Annotated in this window: 26 protein-coding genes; 18 read left to right on the top strand and 8 right to left on the bottom strand. The window is 71.9% G+C overall.

The window, feature by feature from the left end; translation table 11 throughout:
• Positions 1-51 precede the first annotated feature (51 nt).
• Positions 52-303 (top strand): hypothetical protein, encoded by a 252-nt coding sequence (locus ACFVFS_RS17660; RefSeq protein WP_380625054.1) that lies wholly within the window; start codon positions 52-54, stop codon positions 301-303.
• A gap of 79 nt (positions 304-382) precedes the next feature.
• Here the strand turns inward: ACFVFS_RS17660 and ACFVFS_RS17655 are convergent, their stop codons facing one another.
• The 3 genes from ACFVFS_RS17655 to ACFVFS_RS17645 form a co-directional block, all read right to left on the bottom strand.
• Entirely contained in the window at positions 383-892 is a 510-nt protein-coding gene (locus ACFVFS_RS17655; protein ID WP_380625052.1) for an FBP domain-containing protein, read from the bottom strand.
• Positions 893-977: 85 nt separating this feature from the next.
• Positions 978-1523, bottom strand: coding sequence for an HD domain-containing protein (locus ACFVFS_RS17650; RefSeq protein WP_380625050.1), 546 nt, complete (start codon positions 1521-1523; stop codon positions 978-980).
• Positions 1520-2407: an SAM-dependent methyltransferase gene (locus tag ACFVFS_RS17645; RefSeq protein WP_380625048.1), complete on the bottom strand. Its 888-nt coding sequence runs from the start codon at positions 2405-2407 to the stop codon at positions 1520-1522. The genes ACFVFS_RS17650 and ACFVFS_RS17645 overlap by 4 nt, the downstream gene beginning before the upstream one ends.
• Before the next feature lie 274 nt (positions 2408-2681).
• Between ACFVFS_RS17645 and ACFVFS_RS17640 the strand changes: the two genes are divergently transcribed.
• Positions 2682-3575: a polysaccharide deacetylase family protein gene (locus tag ACFVFS_RS17640; protein ID WP_380625046.1), complete on the top strand. Its 894-nt coding sequence runs from the start codon at positions 2682-2684 to the stop codon at positions 3573-3575.
• Between the two features lie 191 nt (positions 3576-3766).
• Here ACFVFS_RS17640 and ACFVFS_RS17635 read toward each other — a convergent pair whose 3' ends face one another.
• Entirely contained in the window at positions 3767-4585 is an 819-nt protein-coding gene (locus tag ACFVFS_RS17635) for an SDR family NAD(P)-dependent oxidoreductase (RefSeq protein ID WP_380625044.1), read from the bottom strand.
• 295 nt (positions 4586-4880) lie between these two features.
• Between ACFVFS_RS17635 and ACFVFS_RS17630 the strand changes: the two genes are divergently transcribed.
• Positions 4881-5750 (top strand): 3-hydroxybutyryl-CoA dehydrogenase, encoded by an 870-nt coding sequence (locus tag ACFVFS_RS17630; protein ID WP_380625042.1) that lies wholly within the window; start codon positions 4881-4883, stop codon positions 5748-5750.
• A gap of 136 nt (positions 5751-5886) precedes the next feature.
• On the opposite strand, the gene ACFVFS_RS17625 is transcribed toward ACFVFS_RS17630, so the two are convergent.
• From ACFVFS_RS17625 to ACFVFS_RS17615, 3 genes are all read right to left on the bottom strand, one after another.
• A complete protein-coding gene (locus ACFVFS_RS17625) occupies positions 5887-7116 on the bottom strand; it encodes a tyrosine-type recombinase/integrase (RefSeq protein WP_380625040.1) in 1230 nt (409 codons plus the stop codon).
• 16 nt (positions 7117-7132) lie between these two features.
• On the bottom strand, positions 7133-7432 hold the full coding sequence (locus ACFVFS_RS17620; RefSeq protein ID WP_380625039.1) for a hypothetical protein: 300 nt from the start codon (positions 7430-7432) through the stop codon (positions 7133-7135).
• A 124-nt stretch (positions 7433-7556) separates the two neighbouring features.
• Entirely contained in the window at positions 7557-7979 is a 423-nt protein-coding gene (locus ACFVFS_RS17615; protein WP_380625037.1) for a hypothetical protein, read from the bottom strand.
• Between the two features lie 175 nt (positions 7980-8154).
• Here ACFVFS_RS17615 and ACFVFS_RS17610 point away from each other — a divergent pair, with 175 nt between their 5' ends.
• From ACFVFS_RS17610 to ACFVFS_RS17545, 14 genes are all read left to right on the top strand, one after another.
• The gene (locus ACFVFS_RS17610; protein ID WP_380625035.1) at positions 8155-8469 is read left to right on the top strand and encodes a helix-turn-helix domain-containing protein; all 315 of its coding nucleotides are present in this window, start codon (positions 8155-8157) and stop codon (positions 8467-8469) included.
• A 26-nt stretch (positions 8470-8495) separates the two neighbouring features.
• Positions 8496-8741: a helix-turn-helix domain-containing protein gene (locus ACFVFS_RS17605; RefSeq protein ID WP_380625033.1), complete on the top strand. Its 246-nt coding sequence runs from the start codon at positions 8496-8498 to the stop codon at positions 8739-8741.
• Positions 8742-8849: 108 nt separating this feature from the next.
• Complete coding sequence (locus ACFVFS_RS17600; protein WP_380625096.1) at positions 8850-9614, top strand: phage antirepressor; 765 nt, start codon at positions 8850-8852, stop codon at positions 9612-9614.
• Entirely contained in the window at positions 9611-9982 is a 372-nt protein-coding gene (locus tag ACFVFS_RS17595) for a hypothetical protein (protein WP_380625031.1), read from the top strand. The genes ACFVFS_RS17600 and ACFVFS_RS17595 overlap by 4 nt, the downstream gene beginning before the upstream one ends.
• Positions 9979-10275 carry a hypothetical protein gene (locus tag ACFVFS_RS17590; RefSeq protein ID WP_380625029.1) on the top strand — a complete coding sequence of 99 codons (297 nt, stop codon included), beginning with the start codon at positions 9979-9981 and terminating at the stop codon, positions 10273-10275. Before ACFVFS_RS17595 ends, ACFVFS_RS17590 begins: the two co-directional genes overlap by 4 nt.
• Positions 10275-10601, top strand: coding sequence for a hypothetical protein (locus ACFVFS_RS17585; protein ID WP_380625027.1), 327 nt, complete (start codon positions 10275-10277; stop codon positions 10599-10601). Before ACFVFS_RS17590 ends, ACFVFS_RS17585 begins: the two co-directional genes overlap by 1 nt.
• Entirely contained in the window at positions 10598-10834 is a 237-nt protein-coding gene (locus ACFVFS_RS17580) for a hypothetical protein (RefSeq protein ID WP_380625025.1), read from the top strand. The genes ACFVFS_RS17585 and ACFVFS_RS17580 overlap by 4 nt, the downstream gene beginning before the upstream one ends.
• Complete coding sequence (locus tag ACFVFS_RS17575; RefSeq protein ID WP_380625023.1) at positions 10831-10995, top strand: hypothetical protein; 165 nt, start codon at positions 10831-10833, stop codon at positions 10993-10995. Before ACFVFS_RS17580 ends, ACFVFS_RS17575 begins: the two co-directional genes overlap by 4 nt.
• 119 nt (positions 10996-11114) lie before the next feature.
• Positions 11115-12140: a YqaJ viral recombinase family protein gene (locus ACFVFS_RS17570; RefSeq protein WP_380625021.1), complete on the top strand. Its 1026-nt coding sequence runs from the start codon at positions 11115-11117 to the stop codon at positions 12138-12140.
• Positions 12137-12988: a recombinase RecT gene (locus ACFVFS_RS17565; protein ID WP_380625019.1), complete on the top strand. Its 852-nt coding sequence runs from the start codon at positions 12137-12139 to the stop codon at positions 12986-12988. The genes ACFVFS_RS17570 and ACFVFS_RS17565 overlap by 4 nt, the downstream gene beginning before the upstream one ends.
• Positions 12985-13710 (top strand): exonuclease domain-containing protein, encoded by a 726-nt coding sequence (locus tag ACFVFS_RS17560; protein WP_380625017.1) that lies wholly within the window; start codon positions 12985-12987, stop codon positions 13708-13710. The genes ACFVFS_RS17565 and ACFVFS_RS17560 overlap by 4 nt, the downstream gene beginning before the upstream one ends.
• Positions 13707-14354 carry a WhiB family transcriptional regulator gene (locus tag ACFVFS_RS17555; protein WP_380625015.1) on the top strand — a complete coding sequence of 216 codons (648 nt, stop codon included), beginning with the start codon at positions 13707-13709 and terminating at the stop codon, positions 14352-14354. Before ACFVFS_RS17560 ends, ACFVFS_RS17555 begins: the two co-directional genes overlap by 4 nt.
• Positions 14351-14503, top strand: a complete 153-nt coding sequence (locus ACFVFS_RS17550; RefSeq protein WP_380625013.1) for a hypothetical protein — start codon at positions 14351-14353, stop codon at positions 14501-14503. The genes ACFVFS_RS17555 and ACFVFS_RS17550 overlap by 4 nt, the downstream gene beginning before the upstream one ends.
• Positions 14500-15324 (top strand): phiSA1p31-related protein, encoded by an 825-nt coding sequence (locus ACFVFS_RS17545; protein WP_380625011.1) that lies wholly within the window; start codon positions 14500-14502, stop codon positions 15322-15324. The genes ACFVFS_RS17550 and ACFVFS_RS17545 overlap by 4 nt, the downstream gene beginning before the upstream one ends.
• Positions 15325-15392: 68 nt before the next feature.
• On the opposite strand, the gene ACFVFS_RS17540 is transcribed toward ACFVFS_RS17545, so the two are convergent.
• Positions 15393-15590, bottom strand: coding sequence for a hypothetical protein (locus tag ACFVFS_RS17540; protein WP_380625009.1), 198 nt, complete (start codon positions 15588-15590; stop codon positions 15393-15395).
• A gap of 256 nt (positions 15591-15846) precedes the next feature.
• On the opposite strand from ACFVFS_RS17540, the gene ACFVFS_RS17535 reads away from it, so the two are divergent.
• Positions 15847-16254, top strand: a complete 408-nt coding sequence (locus ACFVFS_RS17535; protein WP_380625007.1) for a hypothetical protein — start codon at positions 15847-15849, stop codon at positions 16252-16254.
• The last annotated feature ends 2 nt before the right edge of the window (positions 16255-16256 follow it).

The following is a 16256-nucleotide window of genomic DNA, read 5'->3' as shown; positions in this document are numbered from 1 at the left end:
AGCGCCGGGCGGGCAGTCCGGCGCTCGTGTCCGAAGAAGGAAGGCACCGGCATGGCACTGCGCAAGGCTGTTTCCACCATGGCCCTGGCTGGCATCCTCGCGGCGGGCGGGCTGATGGCCGCCCCGGCCGCCCAGGCGACCACCTCCAAGACGACCGCCGTCGTCTACGTCGGCATCTACCCGAGCGGTGAGGCCTGCCACGCCGCGGGCAAGGCCCTCGTGGCCCGGGGCCAGGCGTACAACTACTTCTGCGACGTCCTCGACTTCCCGCCGTACACGGCCCGCCTGACCATCTGGGTCTGATCGCACGGCGGACGGCCCCGGCGGCGCCTCCCGCCGCCGGGGCCGTCCGACAGCCGCGGCAGGCTGCCCCGGCTCAGGCTCAGACCGCCAGGGTGTCGGTGCGGACCTGGTCCAGGAAGGCGTCCAGGTTGGCCACCGTGCGGGCGATCTGCTCCTCCAGCGGGAGCGACTCGTTGGGGCGGGTGACCGACGCGGAGTTCTTGCGCCCGCGCACATAGAGCGAGCAGGCGAGGTCGGCACAGATGTAGGTGCCCACGGTGTTGCCCTCCCGCCCCGCCGCACCGGCCCGGCGGGCGGTGAGCAGCGCCACGCCGGAGCCCGCGTGGGCGGTGACGCACAGCGAGCAGACATTGGTCTTGGTCAGGCTCCGCCGGAACGAGGGCACCCGCAGGGTGACGCCGACCAGCTCACCGCGGTGCTCGGCGACCAGGTAGCCGCGGTCGGGCGCGCCCTGGTCCCGCCAGCCGAGGAAGTCGAGGTCGTCCCAGGGGAGTTCGGCCAACCCCCGGGGCAGGTTGAGCCGCCGCGCCTCGCCCTTGGAGCAGTTGACGAAGGACGCACGGATCTCGGGATCGGTCAGCGCTCGCATGCCCGGCAAGCTAACACCGCCCGGCGGTGCGCGTCGCCCGATTTTTTCCGCGCGCCGGGGCCCGCCCCTCCCCGGTCGGGGCAGGTCAGACCACCGGGTGGGAGGCCTGGACGGCGAGCCGCCGCGGGGCGTCGGCGCCGATCCCGGCGAGCAGGTCGTCGAGGGCGAGGAACACCTCCCAGGGCTCGCGCCCGGACGCCTTCGCCAGCCGGGCCGCCACCAGGTCCTCCAGGTCGCGGACCCGGCTGTCCTTCCACGCCTTGTCGGCCAGGCTGACCAGCAGGTCCTCCACGGTGGCACCGGTGGCGCCCCAGCTGCCGTGGGTGCCGGCGAACCGGGCCAGGCGCTCCGGCACGCCGCGGGCCAGCAGCAGCTCGTACCCGGCCCGCTCGTGCAGCGAGCCGCGGACGGAGAGTTCCTCGCGGTGGACGGTCTTGCCGATGTCGTGGGTGGCCGCGCCGAACAGCACCGCCTCCCGGTCCACCGGCACCCCGTGGCCGTCCCACCAGTCGAGGATGGTCACGGCCACCTCGTGGACCAGCCCGAGGTGGGCGGTGAGCCGCGGCGGGGCGTCGACGGCCGCGAGCAGCGCGGCCGCCGCCGGGGGCAGCGGCGGGGCGTCGGCGGTCATCCGCGCTTGAACGCGACGCCGGCGTAGGCCGAGACGTCCTGCCAGCCCGCGGGGAGGTCGGCGGTGCGGATGTGGCCGGCCTCGGGGCGCCAGAGCGGGAGCTGGACCAGGCCGGGGCCGGCGAACTCGAAGTCGCCGAAGAAGGGTTCGACGGCCGCGCGGGGGCGCAGCACCAGCGGCGCGCTGGCGCTGCGGTAGACCCGGGTGCCCTCGGCGGCGCTCTCCCGGGAGGCGAAGTCCGGGCTGCCGTGCGAGAGGATCAGCGCGCTGCCGGGCGCGAGGGCCTCGCGCAGGGTGCGCACGATCCGCTCCGCGCCGTCCTCGTCGCGGATGAAGTGCAGGACGGCGACCAGCATCAGGGCGACCGGTTCGGCGAGGTCGACGGCGTCGCGCAGCGCGGGGTGGTCGAGGATCGCCTCGGGCTCGCGCAGGTCCGCCTCGATGACCGAGGTGTGCCCGGCCGGGTGGCCGGCCAGCAGGGCGCGCGCGTGGGTGGCGACGATCGGGTCGTTGTCGACGTAGACGACCCGGGCGTCCGGGGCGGCCCGGCGGGCGACCTCGCTGGTGGAGCCGACGGCGGGGATGCCGGTGCCGATGTCGAGGAACTGCCGGATGCCCCGGCCGGCCGCGAACTCGACGGCGCGGCCGAGGAACTCGCGGTTGGTGCGGGCCAGCAGCGGCAGCGCCGGGTAGGCGGCGATGGCGGCCTCGGCGGCCTTGCGGTCGGCCTCGAAGTTGTCCTTGCCGCCGAGGTAGTAGTCGTACATCCGCGCGGTGTGCGGGACCCCGGTGTCGAGTTCGGTCGGCGGCTGCCAGTCCTCGGCGCGCGCCCACTCCCAGTCGGTGCCGGTGACGCCGCGCTCCACCGTCCGGTCCTCGCTCATCTGCCGCCCCCTGGTGTTCGTCGTGTCCGGAGTGTCGACTGCCGGACGAATTACGTCCCCGTGCCCCGCGACCGGCCGGCGGCCGACGGCGGCCCCCACCGCACGGTGCGCCGTGATCGTAGCCGACGAAACGCCTCCGAAACAGCGGTAGTTCAGGTTTCCGCAGCATCCGAACCATGGTGTGTGTGCACGTCAACGCCGCTCTTCCAAGCCCTCCGGAGCGGCCGCGGCCGGTGGTCGCCGCCGGATGGCGCCGTCTCTATGCTGGCTGCCGATGACTGCCGACCGGCGCACCGTCCTGCGCACCACCGTCAAACTGGCCGCTCTCACCGCGGCCGGCGGCCTGCTCACCGCCTGCGGCGACACCGGCCGCCGCCGGGCCGACCCGGGCGCGTTCGCGGTGCGCCCGGGCACCGTGGACCCGTCGGGCACCGTGGACCCGGCCTGGGCCGGCGGCGAGGGGCCCGCCTCCTCCGGGCCCGCCGCGACCGCCACGGCCGCCGTGACGCCCCCGCCCGCCGCCACCGCGCCGCCCGCCCCGCCGGTGCTGCCGCCGCTGGCGCCCGGCACCCCGGTCGAGGTCGCGTACGGGCCGCGCGCCGGCCGCAACGTCGCCCTGACCTTCCACGGCAGCGGCGACCCGGCGCTCGCCACCGCCCTGCTGGAGATCGCCGAGCGGCGCGGGGTCGGACTCACCGTGATGGTCGTCGGCAGCTGGCTCGACCAGCAGCCGCAGATGGCCCGGCGGATCCTGGACGGCGGCCACGAGCTGGGCAACCACACCCAGAACCACCAGAACATCTCCACCATGGCCCCGGACCGGGCGCGCGCCGAGATCGCCCAGTGCGCGGAGCGGCTGCAGCGGCTCACCGGCTCGATCGGCCGCTGGTTCCGCCCCTCGGCCGCCCAGTACGCGACGCCGATGGTGCGGGAGCAGGCGAAGGCGGTCGGGTACGAGCGCGTGCTCTCCTTCGACGTGGACCCGCGCGACTACGCCGACCCGAGCGCCGGCGAGCTCCAGCGCCGGGTGCTCGGCTCGGTGCGCGGCGGCTCGGTGGTCGCCCTGCACCTGGGCCACCGCTGCACGGTCGACGCGCTGCCCGGCATCCTCGACGGCCTCGGCAGGGCCGGCCTCACCCCGGTGACCGCGAGCCGCCTCTGCGCGTGACCACCCCCGCGGGCCCGCCGACGGCCCGGTGGGGCGCTGCGGGAACGCGGTCCGTCATCACCGGGGCGGGTGCGGTGGGCGGCAGGACCGGTGCCCGGCTGCACGAGGGCGGGCACGAGGCGGTCCTGGTCGCCCCGGAGCGCAGCTGGCGGCGCTCCGCGCGCCGTGCGCACCGTGCGCGCCGTGAACGCTCAGCCCATCGGGTCGTCGGGCCCGTACGGGCGCAGCCGCAGCGTGCGGGCGTCCGCCGTGCGGATCTCCTCGGCCCGGCGGACGAGCTCCTCCAGGTCGTCCCGGCCGGCGTGCAGGAAGCGCCCGTGCAGGGCGTCGAACCGCCCGCGGGCGGCGTCCACGGTGACGGCGACCATGTACGGGATGGAGCCCCACTCCGTGGTGTCGTGGAACATCGGCATGGCGGCGGTCATGTCGGTGGCGACCGCGCCGGGGCTGATGTCGAGGATCACCACCTGGTGCTCGGCGAGCGAGTCGGCGAGGTTGTCGGAGAGCTTCAGCAGCGCGCCCTTGGAGGTGGCGTACGCGGTGTAGTGGCCGTCGGGGCGCAGCGCGAAGCCGGAGTTGAGGTTGACGACGCGGCCGCGGCGGCGGCGGACCATGCCGGGCAGGACGCAGCGCAAAAGGTTGTAGGGGCCACGCAGGTTGACCTCGACGACCTGCCACCACTGGGTGACGTCGGTCTCCCAGAGCGGGACCTCGGCGCGGTCGATCGCACCGGCGTTGTTGACCAGCAGGTCGACGGGGCCGAGGTCGCGCTCGACGAGGCGGACGGCTTCGCGGACCGAGCCCGGGCGGGTGACGTCGGCGGCGACGGCGACGCCGCGCGAGCCGTGCCGCACGCACTCCTTGAGGGTGTCGGTGAGCGTCTCCTGGGTGCGGCCGACGAGGCCGACCGCCATGCCCTCGGCGGCGAGGCCGATGGCGATCTCCCGGCCGATGCCGCGACCGGCGCCGGTGACCAGGGCGACCTGTCCCGTGAGCGATCCCGTCGGCATGCCCGTGCTCCCTCCGTCCGTCCGTGACCACCCGCGGTCCGGGCCCGCATTCTGTCGTCCGGCGGGCCGGGGCGGTGGGCGAGCGCACCCGCGACGCGGGCGGGCTCACCCGTTCGGGGGAAGCCGCCGACCGGAGGGTCCACCGGGGAGGGGATGACCTACCGGCCGGTAGGGAGTAGTAACGTCGTCGGGGCGGTGCACCGGTCCGCACATACCGGTGATCCCGGACCGCCGGACAGCAGCCGCTGGGCCACATGTCGCTGGGAGACCCCCAGCACCGTCGAAGGGCAACTGAGTGAGTGACATCGCGCGCGTCGGAGTGATCGGCTGCGGACTCATGGGGTCGGGCATCGCGGAGGTCTTCGCCCGGGCGGGACTGGACGTCCTGGTCGCCGAGGCCAGTGGGGAGGCGTTGGAGTTCGGGCGCGCCCGGCTGACCAACTCGCTGGACACCGCCGTGAAGCGCGGCAAGCTGACGCAGGAGCAGCGGGACGAGGCGCTGTCCCGGCTGGCGTTCACCGTCGACCTGGCGGACTTCGCGGACCGCGACCTGGTGGTCGAGGCGGTCGCCGAGCGCGCGGACGTCAAGGTGAAGATCTTCGAGACGCTCGACCGGGTGGTCGAGCGGCGGGACGCGATCCTCGCCTCGAACACCTCCTCGATCCCGATCGTGAAGCTGGCCGCCGCCACCTCCCGCCCGGAGCAGGTGATCGGCCTGCACTTCTTCAACCCCGCACCGGTGCAGAAGCTGGTCGAGGTGATCCCGACCCTGACCACCTCGGCCGCCACCACCGACCGGGTGGAGGCGTTCGCCACCGAGGTGCTGCAGAAGGCCCCGATCCGCGCCCGCGACCGGGCCGGCTTCGTGGTGAACGCGCTGCTGGTGCCGTACCTGCTGTCGGCGGTGCGGATGTTCGAGTCGGGCGTGGCGACCGCCTCCGACATCGACAAGGGCATGGAGGCCGGCTGCGCCCACCCGATGGGCCCGCTGCGGCTGTGCGACCTGATCGGCCTGGACACCGTCGTCTCGATCGCCGAGTCGATGTACGACGAGTACAAGGAGCCGCTGTACGCCGCTCCCCCGCTGCTGTCCCGGATGGTCGACGCGGGCCTGCTGGGCCGCAAGTCCGGCCGCGGCTTCTACGACTACACCGCGACCGCCTGACCTGCACTAATCCTCCGAGGCGGCCCGTCGGCCGGCGACAGCAGAGCGGCCCGGTCCGAGCTGAAAGCTCGTTGACCGGGCCGCCTGACTGGGCTTCAGGGACCCGCCGTAGAGTCTACGTAGAGATCCACTTCTTCTATGCGTCGAGCCAGGAGTCGACTGCCAATCGCCCGCGCCGCCCCCGCTCGGGCATGAAGTGCGCGTAGGTCTTGAACGTGATGTCCGGCGAGGCGTGTCCCATCCAGTGTGACAGCGACACCGGGTCCTCGCCAGCACGCAGCTGAACACTCGCGTACGTGTGCCTGCAGCGATGGAACATCAACTCCCGGGACGGCTCCCAGCCACTCCCGTCGGCGTCGGTGTCCTGAGGTGACAGCAGCCCGGCCTCGACGAGGGCCGGCTTCCAGGCCTTCGGGTTGAAGCTGTTCGGGTTGATGGGGTTGTAGAACCACGTGGTCAGCAGCAGCCTGACGGTTGCCGTGGCCCGGCCACCGTTCCCCGGGCCGAACCACGGCAGCGTCACCTCCTGCGAAGGGAAGTCCCGAGCGTGGGCTTTCAGCGCCTTATGCAGGCCCTCAGAGAGAGGGACCCGGCGCTCCTTGTTCCCCTTGGGCAGTTTGAAGTAGGCCGTCTTTCCATCCCAGCGGAGCTGCCGCGCCACTGTGAACTCCCCCGCTTCCAGGTCAAGGTCGTCCATGCTCCACCCGAAGGCCTCGCCTTGCCGGAGTCCCCCGCGGATGCCGAGATCCGTGGAAACCCGATACCAGTCGGGCAGCCCCATCCGGATCGCTCGTGCCTCGTCCGGAGTCCACGCGCGTGCTTTGATCTCACCGGATCCGGAGGGTCGTTCGTCGGCCATCTCGCTGCACGGATTCTTCGCAATGCGCTTGCCGACTGCCGTCTTGAGGATTGAGGTGAGGTGGATCCAGATGACCTCAATCGTGGACTCGCTGAGGTTCGGCTTGTCTCGTAGGATCGCCAGCCAGGCACGGAGGTGCTCGGCGTCGAGGGAGGTGAGGGGGATCTCGCCAAGGTGCGGCAGGATGTGGTTCCAGATCTTCGACCTCATGGGTGCCGAGGTGCCCACGGGATCGCGGCGGGCGGGCCACCAGATCGTCTCAACGTAGACCCGTAGGGTGATTGCGCCCAGCCGAGGGTCGATGTAGTTGCCACGGCGACTGTCGGTCTGAGCGCTGGCCAGCCAGTCCTTGGCGTCCTGCTGCTTGTGGAAGCTCTCGTCCTTGACACCCGGGATCCCGCAGACCCTGTAGCGCTTGCCCTGGCCGTACCGGCTGGTGCGCTTCTTCTGGCCTGTCGCCGGGTCGGGCCGCTTTGTCATCCACCGGTCTTCGATGTACCCCGGCATCTGGCCCCCTTAGGCCTCAGGCGGCGCCGCTCTGCGGCTTGTTGACGTCGTACAGCGTAGGTCGCGGAGTGGGAATGCGGCGGCCGACGTCACCGAGGCCTTCGCGGGGGTCGACGCCGATGATGTCGCCCTTCCACTCCTGGAACCAGTGGCCACCGGCCAAGACCGCCCGCGATGCCTCGTTGAGCGCGCTCACGATCTCGTCGGGAGTGAGGGCTCGGCTGATCTTGAGGAGGAGGCTACCCCTGTCCTCCTCGATGTCGATCTCTCCGTCGATCTCTTCCGGCTCGACCAGCTCGTACTGGACCGTGATCACGTGCCACTCCCCGTGCTTCGGTTCTCGTGCGGAGAGAGGCACATTAGTCACACCGCGAAACCGGTACAAGGGTTGTACGAAAAGTCAACAAAGCAACGTAAAAATGGATACGGCGGGCAGCTATCTAGCTGGCCTCTGGGTGGTCACGATCCGCCTCGACGGCAGCATCCAGCATGGCACGCCAGCGCCTGCGCTCCTGCGGGTCCATTGCGGCCGTGCGGATGATGATGTGGCGCATGTCGTCGTCGTAGCCGCTGAGTTCGACCGATTCCCACGCCAGCCACTGACTGGCCGCCGCTTCCTTGACGAGGCGGATGGGCCTGCGGATGCCCCGGGCGATAGCTTCGAGCTCCTGCGGCTTGGGGGCAGACATCACGCCGCCTGTGGCCAGGCGCTGAAAGAACGCCTTGGACATGCCGGGCTCGCCTGCGGGGCCGATTGAGTCGATGGCCATCTTGCCGTAGGACGTGCCGGCCCGCTGCACTGCCGCGACCATGTCAGACAGCTTGCCGGTCAGTGCTTGCCCCTTGGCTTCGATGCCAGCCACGGCCACCTCTCCTGTATGCCTCTGGCTCGCGCGTTCGATCTGGATCGTCGCAGGCCATGGACGTTTCGGCGTCCCAGTCTAGAGACGTACCGGCTATACAGCGAGACCACCCCCCTAGGTAGGCCTGAAATCACTCTCAAGGGATCGTCCAGATTGGTAGACGACACGTCTCAGTATGTGCAAGCATGGAGACATCGAGAGACGGAACGTCCAAGTCTGGAGACGACCATTGTCGAGCCGCGTACCGCTTCACGCCCCAGCCACACTCCGGTGGGTCATGAGGCATCCCGGACGCGGAGCCCCCTTCTCGGTCCGCGCTCTAGCCGTCGAGGCGGGGTGCAAACCGGCAACGATCGGACACCTGCTGTCCGGGCGCTATCGGCGGACCGAGGAGGAGACTGCTCGGCGCATCGCGAGGGCGCTCGGCTGCGAGCCGGCCGTTCTCTTCCTGCTCCCGTCGTCTACGAATCTCGACGAACCGACCGGATAGCTCGATCAAGCCAGAGGAAGTGGCATATGCCCGCCAAGACACCGCCCCCGCCGCCGCCCGGCTTCCTGTGGATCGAGGAGGCCGCAAAGCAGCTCGGAGTGCAGGTCGGCACGCTCCACAAGTGGCGGTACCGCAAGGTCGGCCCGACCGCGGTTCGCCACGCGGGCCGACTGATGTACGCCACGGACAGCATCGACGCCTACTTCGAGGCGCTCGCGGTCGCGGCCCAGCCGGTCCCGCGCCGCCTGCCGCGGCCCGCCGTCGCCGCCTGAGCCTCCCCCTGACATGGGTCGGGCCCCCGCCGGGATGCCGCCCGCACGAGAGCCCTCGGCCCACCAGCACTGAACTACCCAAGAAGGAGAGGTGGACCTGTGTCCATCATGCCCTACCGCTTCCCGGAGACCGATACCCCGGTCCGGGTCGCGATGACCGACGACGAACCGTGGTTCGTCGCGGCCGACGTCGCCACCGTCCTCGGCTACTCCGCCGCCTCGGCGATGACCAGGACGCTCGCGGACGACGAGAAGGGTGTGCAGAGTCTGCACACCCCCGGCGGCGAGCAGCAGTTCACCGTCATCAACGAGCCCGGCCTGTACAGCGCGATCCTCCGGAGCAGGGTGGAGGGTGCTCAGCGGTTCAAGCGCTGGATCACCCACGAGGTGCTGCCGTCGATCCGCCGGACTGGCGCATTCTCGGTGGCGCCGTCGACGCCGGCGGTACCGACGCCCCGCGAGCTGGCGGCGTTGGTGATCGCGGAGGCGGACCGGGCGGACGCGGCGGAGGCTCGGGTGGCCGAGCTGACGCCGAAGGCGGCCGCGCACGACCTGTATCTGTCCGCCGGTTCGGGTGACCGGTTGGTGCGTGAGGTGGCGAAGCTCCTCGGCTGGCGGCAGCAGGACTTGCGGCAGTTCCTCATCGCGGAGCGGCTGGTCTTCGCGCGGCAGGCGGACTGCGGGTCGACGCAGTGGGACTTCTACGCGGGGCACGAGCGGCACTTCCGGTCGGCGGAGCACGTGGTGGAGCACCGGTCGATCGGGCTGTGCTCGCACTACACGCTGCACGTGCGGCCGGCGGGTGTGGACCTGATCCAGAAGCGGATCGCCCGGCGGCAGACCGAGCGCAACGCGATCGGCGGTGCGGCGTGAGCGCGCTGAGCGAGGAGCACCTCGACGAGCTGCGGGCCACGTACGCGGGCATCGACTCGCCGGAGGCCAAGGCGATCGTCGCGTTGCTCGGCGAGGTCGACGCCATGGACGACGCGCTTCACGCCTCGGAGAACGAGGTGGAGTCGCTGCAGGCCCAGCTCGCGGAGGGCCGGGTCGAGGTGGCCCGGTTGCGTGGGCTGGTGGAGCCGAAGGCGCCGTCGGCGTCGATCTCCCGGACGACGTCGGGGAAGTGGGCGGTGCGCTGGCGGGCGGACGGTAAGCAGCTGTCGCGGACCTTCGAGCGGCGAGCCCACGCGGAGATGTTCCGTGCGGAGCTGTGCGGCCGATGGAGGGGCGGTGCCCTGTGAGCGCGCCGGTGGTGATGCCGCTGCAGGATGCGGCGGCGGAGGGCCTGCTGGGCTGGCACGTGGCGCGGGCTGAGGCAGTGTGCGCGAAGCCGACGCCGACGGACGGGGAGAAGCGGACCGCGTTGATCGGTGAGATGCGCGGGGTGATCGGTGGCCTGGTGCGCGAGCTGAAGTCCGTCAGCGTGCAGGCGGAGGGGTACCGGCGGCTGCTGGAGCCGGAGGCCGGCTCGGTGTGCTCGTGTGGCTGCAACGGGGACTGGCGGAGGCACTCGCCGGTGCGGGGTGCCCGATGATGCCCTCCGCCCTGACGACGATCACCGCGCTGCACGTCCTGATGGCCACGCACATCGAGCTCGCGGACCTGCCGGTCACGTGGCGGGTCGAACCGAACGGGGCCCTGCACGTGGACCTCATCGACCGGAGCCCGGAGGGCCGGGACGCGGTGCGGTCCCTGGCGGCGGTGCTTGGTGTCGACACGGACGAGTCGGAGATCACCAGCAACGCCGGCCAGCGGCTGTTGGTGGTGTCGCTGCGCCACTCGACCGTGATCGCGGGCGCGCCGGTGTACGCCACCGCCTACCTGCCGGTCGACGCGCCGGCCGAGGGCGGTGCGCTGTGACCGGCCCGGAGCACTACCGCGAGGCGGAGGCGCTGCTGTCGGAGGCGAGCCGCAACTTCTTGCGGGGTGACGACCCGATGCCGGCGCTGGTCACCGCTCAGGCGCACGCGACGCTCGCGCTCGCCGCCGCCACCGCCCTCAGCTCGTCCCAGGAGGACGGTATGGGCCTGGCCGACTACGAGGCCTGGTACGCGACCGCCTCGGTGAACGTGACCACGGAGGCGGTCCGATGAACCTGTTCTTCCTGACCGCGAGTGCCGTGCTGGCTGTGCTGCTGGTGGTGGGTGAGGTGCGGTCCCGTCGCCGGGTGCGGTCGGTCCGGGCCGAGGAGTTGCCCGCCGGGCAGGTGCTGGCGCTTCGTCTGCCGCGTCAGCGGGACGGGGCCGACCGGTGACCCGCCGCCTTGCGGGTCCGCCGCATCACGTGGCCCTACCGCGCGTTGGAGCTCCAGCGCCCGGACGGCTCGGGCTGGCTCCTCCTCCCCCTCGCCCTGAACCTCCAGGAGTACGACCGATGACGATCACCGAGTTGCCGGGGCGCGTCGCCCCGGCCGCCGGGCCAGCGGTGCTCGGCTACTTCGCCCCCGGCTCGCCGGAGTGGCACACGGCCCGGGCAGACGGGGTCGGCGGCAGCGAGATCGCGGCCGTGATGGGCCTGAGCCCGTTCGAGTCCCGGTTCTCCCTGTGGCACCGCAAGCAGGGCCTGCTGGCCCCGGTCGAGGAGAACCCGCAGATGTACTGGGGGAACCGGCTGGAGCCGGTGGTCCTGGCGGAGTTCGCGGAGCGGCACCCGGAGTGGGTGGTGCGGCGGGCGCCGACGTACGCGGGACCGGGCCGGCCGTGGCAGATCGCGAACCCGGACGGCGAGCTCGTGCCGGCTTGCGGCTGCGGCCTCCACGGTGACCCGTGCTGCGAGGGGCGCGGTACCGGCAGGCTCGCGGACTGCGGGCCCTGCTGCCCGGCCTGCCCGACCTGCCCTTCCGCCGCAGCCTCGGTGGCGGAGCTGGTCGAGGTCAAAACCGCGCGGGACGACGAAGGCTGGGGCAAGGAGGGTACCGACGAGGTGCCGGTCCACTACCGGGCGCAGTGCATCTGGTACCTGGACACGCTCAGCCTGCGTCGCTGCCGGATCGCGGTGTTGATCGGCGGCTCGGACTACCGCGAGTACGTCGTCGAGTACGACCCGGTGGACGCCGAGCTGATGCGCCGGGCCGGCCGGGAGTTCATGCAGTCGGTCCGGGATGGTGAGCGGCCGGCCATCGACGGCCACACCGCCACCTACCAGGCGGTTCGGGCTCTCCCGGAGGGCCTGGAGGACGTCAACATCGACATCACGCCGGACTTGCGGGACCGCTTCCACGCGGCGCAGGACGGCTTCTGGGCCGCCGAGGACGAGCTGACGGAGTGCAAGTCCCGCCTGCTCGACGCCATCGGCACCGGTCGGCGCGCGTTCGCCGCCGGCGAGCGGGTCGCCACCCGCACCGTCCGCGGCGGCCACACCTACCAGCTTCTCCCCGCACGTACCCGGAGGACCCGATGAGCACCACCACGATCGGCCAGGCCGTCGCCGTGCGCGACACCAGCCCGGCCGCCATGGTCGAGCAGTACCGCGACGAGTACGCCACCCTCATGCCGTCGCACGTCAACGCCGACCAGTGGGTCCGGCTGGCGGTCGGCGCGATCCGCGGCGACGAGAAGCTGATGCGGGCCGCGACCACCGACGTCGGCGTGTTCCTGCGCGAGTTGCGGACCGCGGCCCGCCTCGGCCTGGAGCCCGGGACCGAGCAGTTCTACCTCACCCCGCGCAAGAGCAAGGCCCACCGCGGCCAGCTCATCATCAAGGGCATCGTCGGCTACCAGGGGCTTGTCGAGCTGATCTACCGGGCCGGCGCCGTGTCCTCGGTGATCGTCGAGACCGTCCGTGAGCGGGACGTCTTCCGCTACCACCCGGGCCGGGACGAGCGGCCGGTCCACGAGGTCGACTGGTTCGCCGAGGACCGCGGCGCGCTGGTCGGCGTGTACGCCTACGCGGTGATGAAGGACGGCGCCACGTCGAAGGTCGTCGTCCTCAACCGGGCGCAGGTCATGGCGGCGAAGGCCAAGTCGGACGGCGCGCACTCGGACTACTCCCCCTGGAAGACCAGCGAGGAGGCGATGTGGTTGAAGACCGGGGCCCGGCGGCTCGCCAAGTGGGTGCCGACCAGCGCCGAGTACATGCGGGAGCGTCTGCGGGCCGCCGCCGAAGTCGCCGCCGAGCAGCCCGAGTCGGCGGTCGGTGCCGAGCCGATGCCGCAGCCGGCCGAGCAGCACGTCGACCTCGGCGACGAGGACGACGACGCCATCGAGGGCGAGCTCGTCGACGACACCTGGGCCGGGGGTGCGGAGTGAGCGGCCAGTGGTGGCTGTCCGAGTGGGCGGCGCTGGACCTGGAGACGACGGGCCTGGACGTGGAGTCGGACCGGATCGTGCAGGCCGCGCTGGTGTGGACCAACTGCGGTGTGGTGGTCGAGGAGCGGACGTGGCTGGCGGACGCCGGCCAGCAGCCGGTCCCCGCCGAGGCAACCAAGCTGCACAAGATCCCGGAGCGGCACGCGCACCGCTACGGCCGCCCGGCCGGTCTCGTCGCGGAGATGGTGGCGCAGGCGCTGGCCGGTGCCGTCATCGACGGCCTGCCGATCGTCGTGGCGAACGCCCCGTACGACCTGACCCTTCACGACCGCGAGCTGGAGCGTGACGGTAGGTGGTCGCTCGCCGTGTCCTCCGGCCATTCGCCGCTGCGGGTCCTGGACCCGCTGCTGCTGGACCGGGTGCTCGACCCGTACCGGGAGGGCCGGCGCCGCCTGGTCGACCTGTGCGAGCACTACGAGGTGGAGCACGAGGGCCCGCACCGGGCGGACGCTGACGCGGCCGCTGCGGCCGCGGTGGCCTTCCAGATCGTCGGCAGGTTCCCGGAGTTGCGGCAGATGTCCCTCCAGGAGGTGCACGACCGGCAGGTCGGCTGGGCGCTGGAGCGGGCCGCGGCCCGGGAGCGGCGCCTGCGCAAGACCGACCCGACCGCGGTCGTCGACGGCTCGTGGCCGCTCATCCCCCGACAGGAGGTGACCCGGTGATCATCACCGTGCGCGAGGGCGCCGAGCGGATCGACATCCCGCTGCGGTTCCGGTCGCCCTTCGCTCTGACCGCCGCACCGACCAGCGACAACGGCCTCGACATGGTCGCCGTCGAACGGTCCCTCGGCGGGGAGATGCCCCGGCCGAAGCTCCAGATCGACGAGGCCTTCCTCGCGTGGCAGCTGATCACCAGCCCCCAGGGCGAGGCCCCGGACCGGCCCGTCGCCGAGCTGCTCGGCATCACCGACCGCACGGTGTGCCGCTGGCGCAACGGCCAGACCCGGACCGACCAGGCCCGCATCGACAACACGCCCGGAGGTGGCGACATGAAGGACAGGTGGGAGGACCGGGCGCTCTGCCGCCAGCTCCAGTCGGACGACTTCTTTCCGGCCGGAGACGTCGGGACGGCGGCCCGGTCGGTGTACCGCGAGGCGATCAAGGTGTGCGCGCGGTGCCCGGTGGCGGGGGCGTGCCTGCAGTTCGCGCTGCGGGCGGAGGGCTCGGCGCCGGCGAAGTCCCGCTCGGGTGTCTTCGGCGGGCTGACGCCCGCGGAGCGTCACGAGTTGCACAGGCGGCAGGTCGAGCAGGCCGAGGACGCCGCCCTGCTGCTGGCCGCGTTCGGCCTCGACCAGCCGGCGCCGTGACCTGCCGGCAGTGGCTGCCCGCGGTGCGCGAGTACTGCGGGCAGCCCGCCCGGCCCTACGCCTGCGGCGCCCGGTGCGAGCGCCACACCCCGGCCCGGCAGGCCGGCCACCCCGAACCACCCACCACACCCCTGGAGCGCCAACGATGAGCACCCCGATCCGTGCCGCCGAGCTCGCGGCGAGCCTTACCCGCGTCCGCCCTCACGTCGGGCGGGACACCGAGCTCGCCGCCATCAACGCCATTCGCATCGAGGCCAATGGCAACTACCTGTTCACCGTCGGCACCGACCGGTACACCTTCGCCATCAGCCGGGCCGACACCGTCGACCACGGCCCGTGGGCAGCCCACCTCCGCCGCGACGATGTCCCCGTCGTTGTGGCCTGGCTGGAGCGCCTCAACCCCGACGCCATCGTCGAGCTCGGCGTCGAGGCCGTCAACGACGACACCATCATCGTGTTCCAGTCGCTGGCCGGGTCCCTGCGCATGCACGACGAGACGGCGAATCGTCGTCACTTCCCCGACTGGCGGAAGCTGGCCCGCGACATCCTCCAGAAGGCCCCGGCGGACGCAGGCTTCACCGGCTACAACAGCGGCTACCTGGCCCGGTTCAAGGGCGTCGGCCCGACGTTGCACGCGTGGCAGAACGGCCCCCGCTCGCCGCTGGTGCTGGCCGAGGACGGCGGCGGCTTCATCGGCTTCGTGATGCCGGCCCACAGCGAGCAGAAAAACCGCGACCAGGTCGTCGAGAAGTGGATCGGCTCGCTCCGTCGAACGGACGCGATGGTGATGGGCGCCCGCTACGACCTGACGGCCATCTGGAGGGACCGCCACGGCGACCCCTGGCAGTACTCCGGCCGGGACGGCCAGCACGGTGAGCCGCTGATGGACCTCGTCGGCATTGACGACGACCCGTGGCTGCTCAGCCAGGTCATCGCCGAGTACGGGCCGCTCACCCGCTCCGAGGTCTGACCCACCTGACCGCCTGGGGCGGGGTGGCATCTCCCTCCGCCCCAGGCCACCAACCACCCTCACCCGCACTACGAAAGGCCGCTCGTGACCCTCGACGCCATGTACTGGGTGTGGCTGCACTCCCAGTCGAAGGGGACCGGCCGGCACTGCATGCTCGCGGTCGCCAACAAGGTGGTCGACGAGGGCTGCACGGCGGCGGTCAGCACGGCTGAGTTCGTCCAGTGGTCGAACGCGGCGAAGTCGTCGGTCGTGGCTGCGGTCGACAAGCTGTTGGATTCGGGCGAGTTGAGGATCGTTCGTCCGGCGGCGGGGAGCCGCGCGGCGGAGTACGTGCTGCCGTTCGCGGTGGGTTTCAAGCGGCCTCAGCGCGGCTCTCTTGGTCCGGAAACCGGACCAACAGGGGATTCCTCTTGGTCCGGAAACCGGACCCCTAGCGATGACTCTCGGTCCGGAAACCGGACCAAGACGGATGAGGCTCTTGGTCCGGAAACCGGACCCCAGGGGTACGGAAACCGGACCCCTATGGGTCCGGAAACCGGACCCCTCTACCAACCCACTCTCCCCAAGGGGGAGAGAGCGATCGACGAGAGCGGCGGCGTTCCCGACTTCGCCCGACCTCTCACCGACCAACTCACCCTCGCCGGAGTCAGCGTCCGCTGGCCCTTCAACGAGACCGAGTGGTTCAAGCTCTCCGCCGCGATCAACAAGTCCGGCGTCCCCGCGCTCGTCGATTACGCCCGGCGCGTGTGGGACCGGAAGCGCGGAGACATCGACTCCGCCCGGTACTTCCTCAACGGCTGGTGTGAGCTGTCGCCCCTGCCCGCCGCCGACGCCGAGCGCCCCCCGCTCCGCGCCGTCTCCGGCGGCACCCCGGGCTGGCAGCCCTACACCAACCCCACCGACCCGTCCGTGTACAAGAACGGCTGGTAACC

The organism is Kitasatospora sp. NPDC057692, from assembly GCF_042799475.1.
GTDB lineage: Bacteria > Actinomycetota > Actinomycetes > Streptomycetales > Streptomycetaceae > Kitasatospora.
The sequence above is the reverse complement of the archived record's forward strand: the minus strand, read 5'-3'. Positions and strand labels throughout refer to the sequence as shown.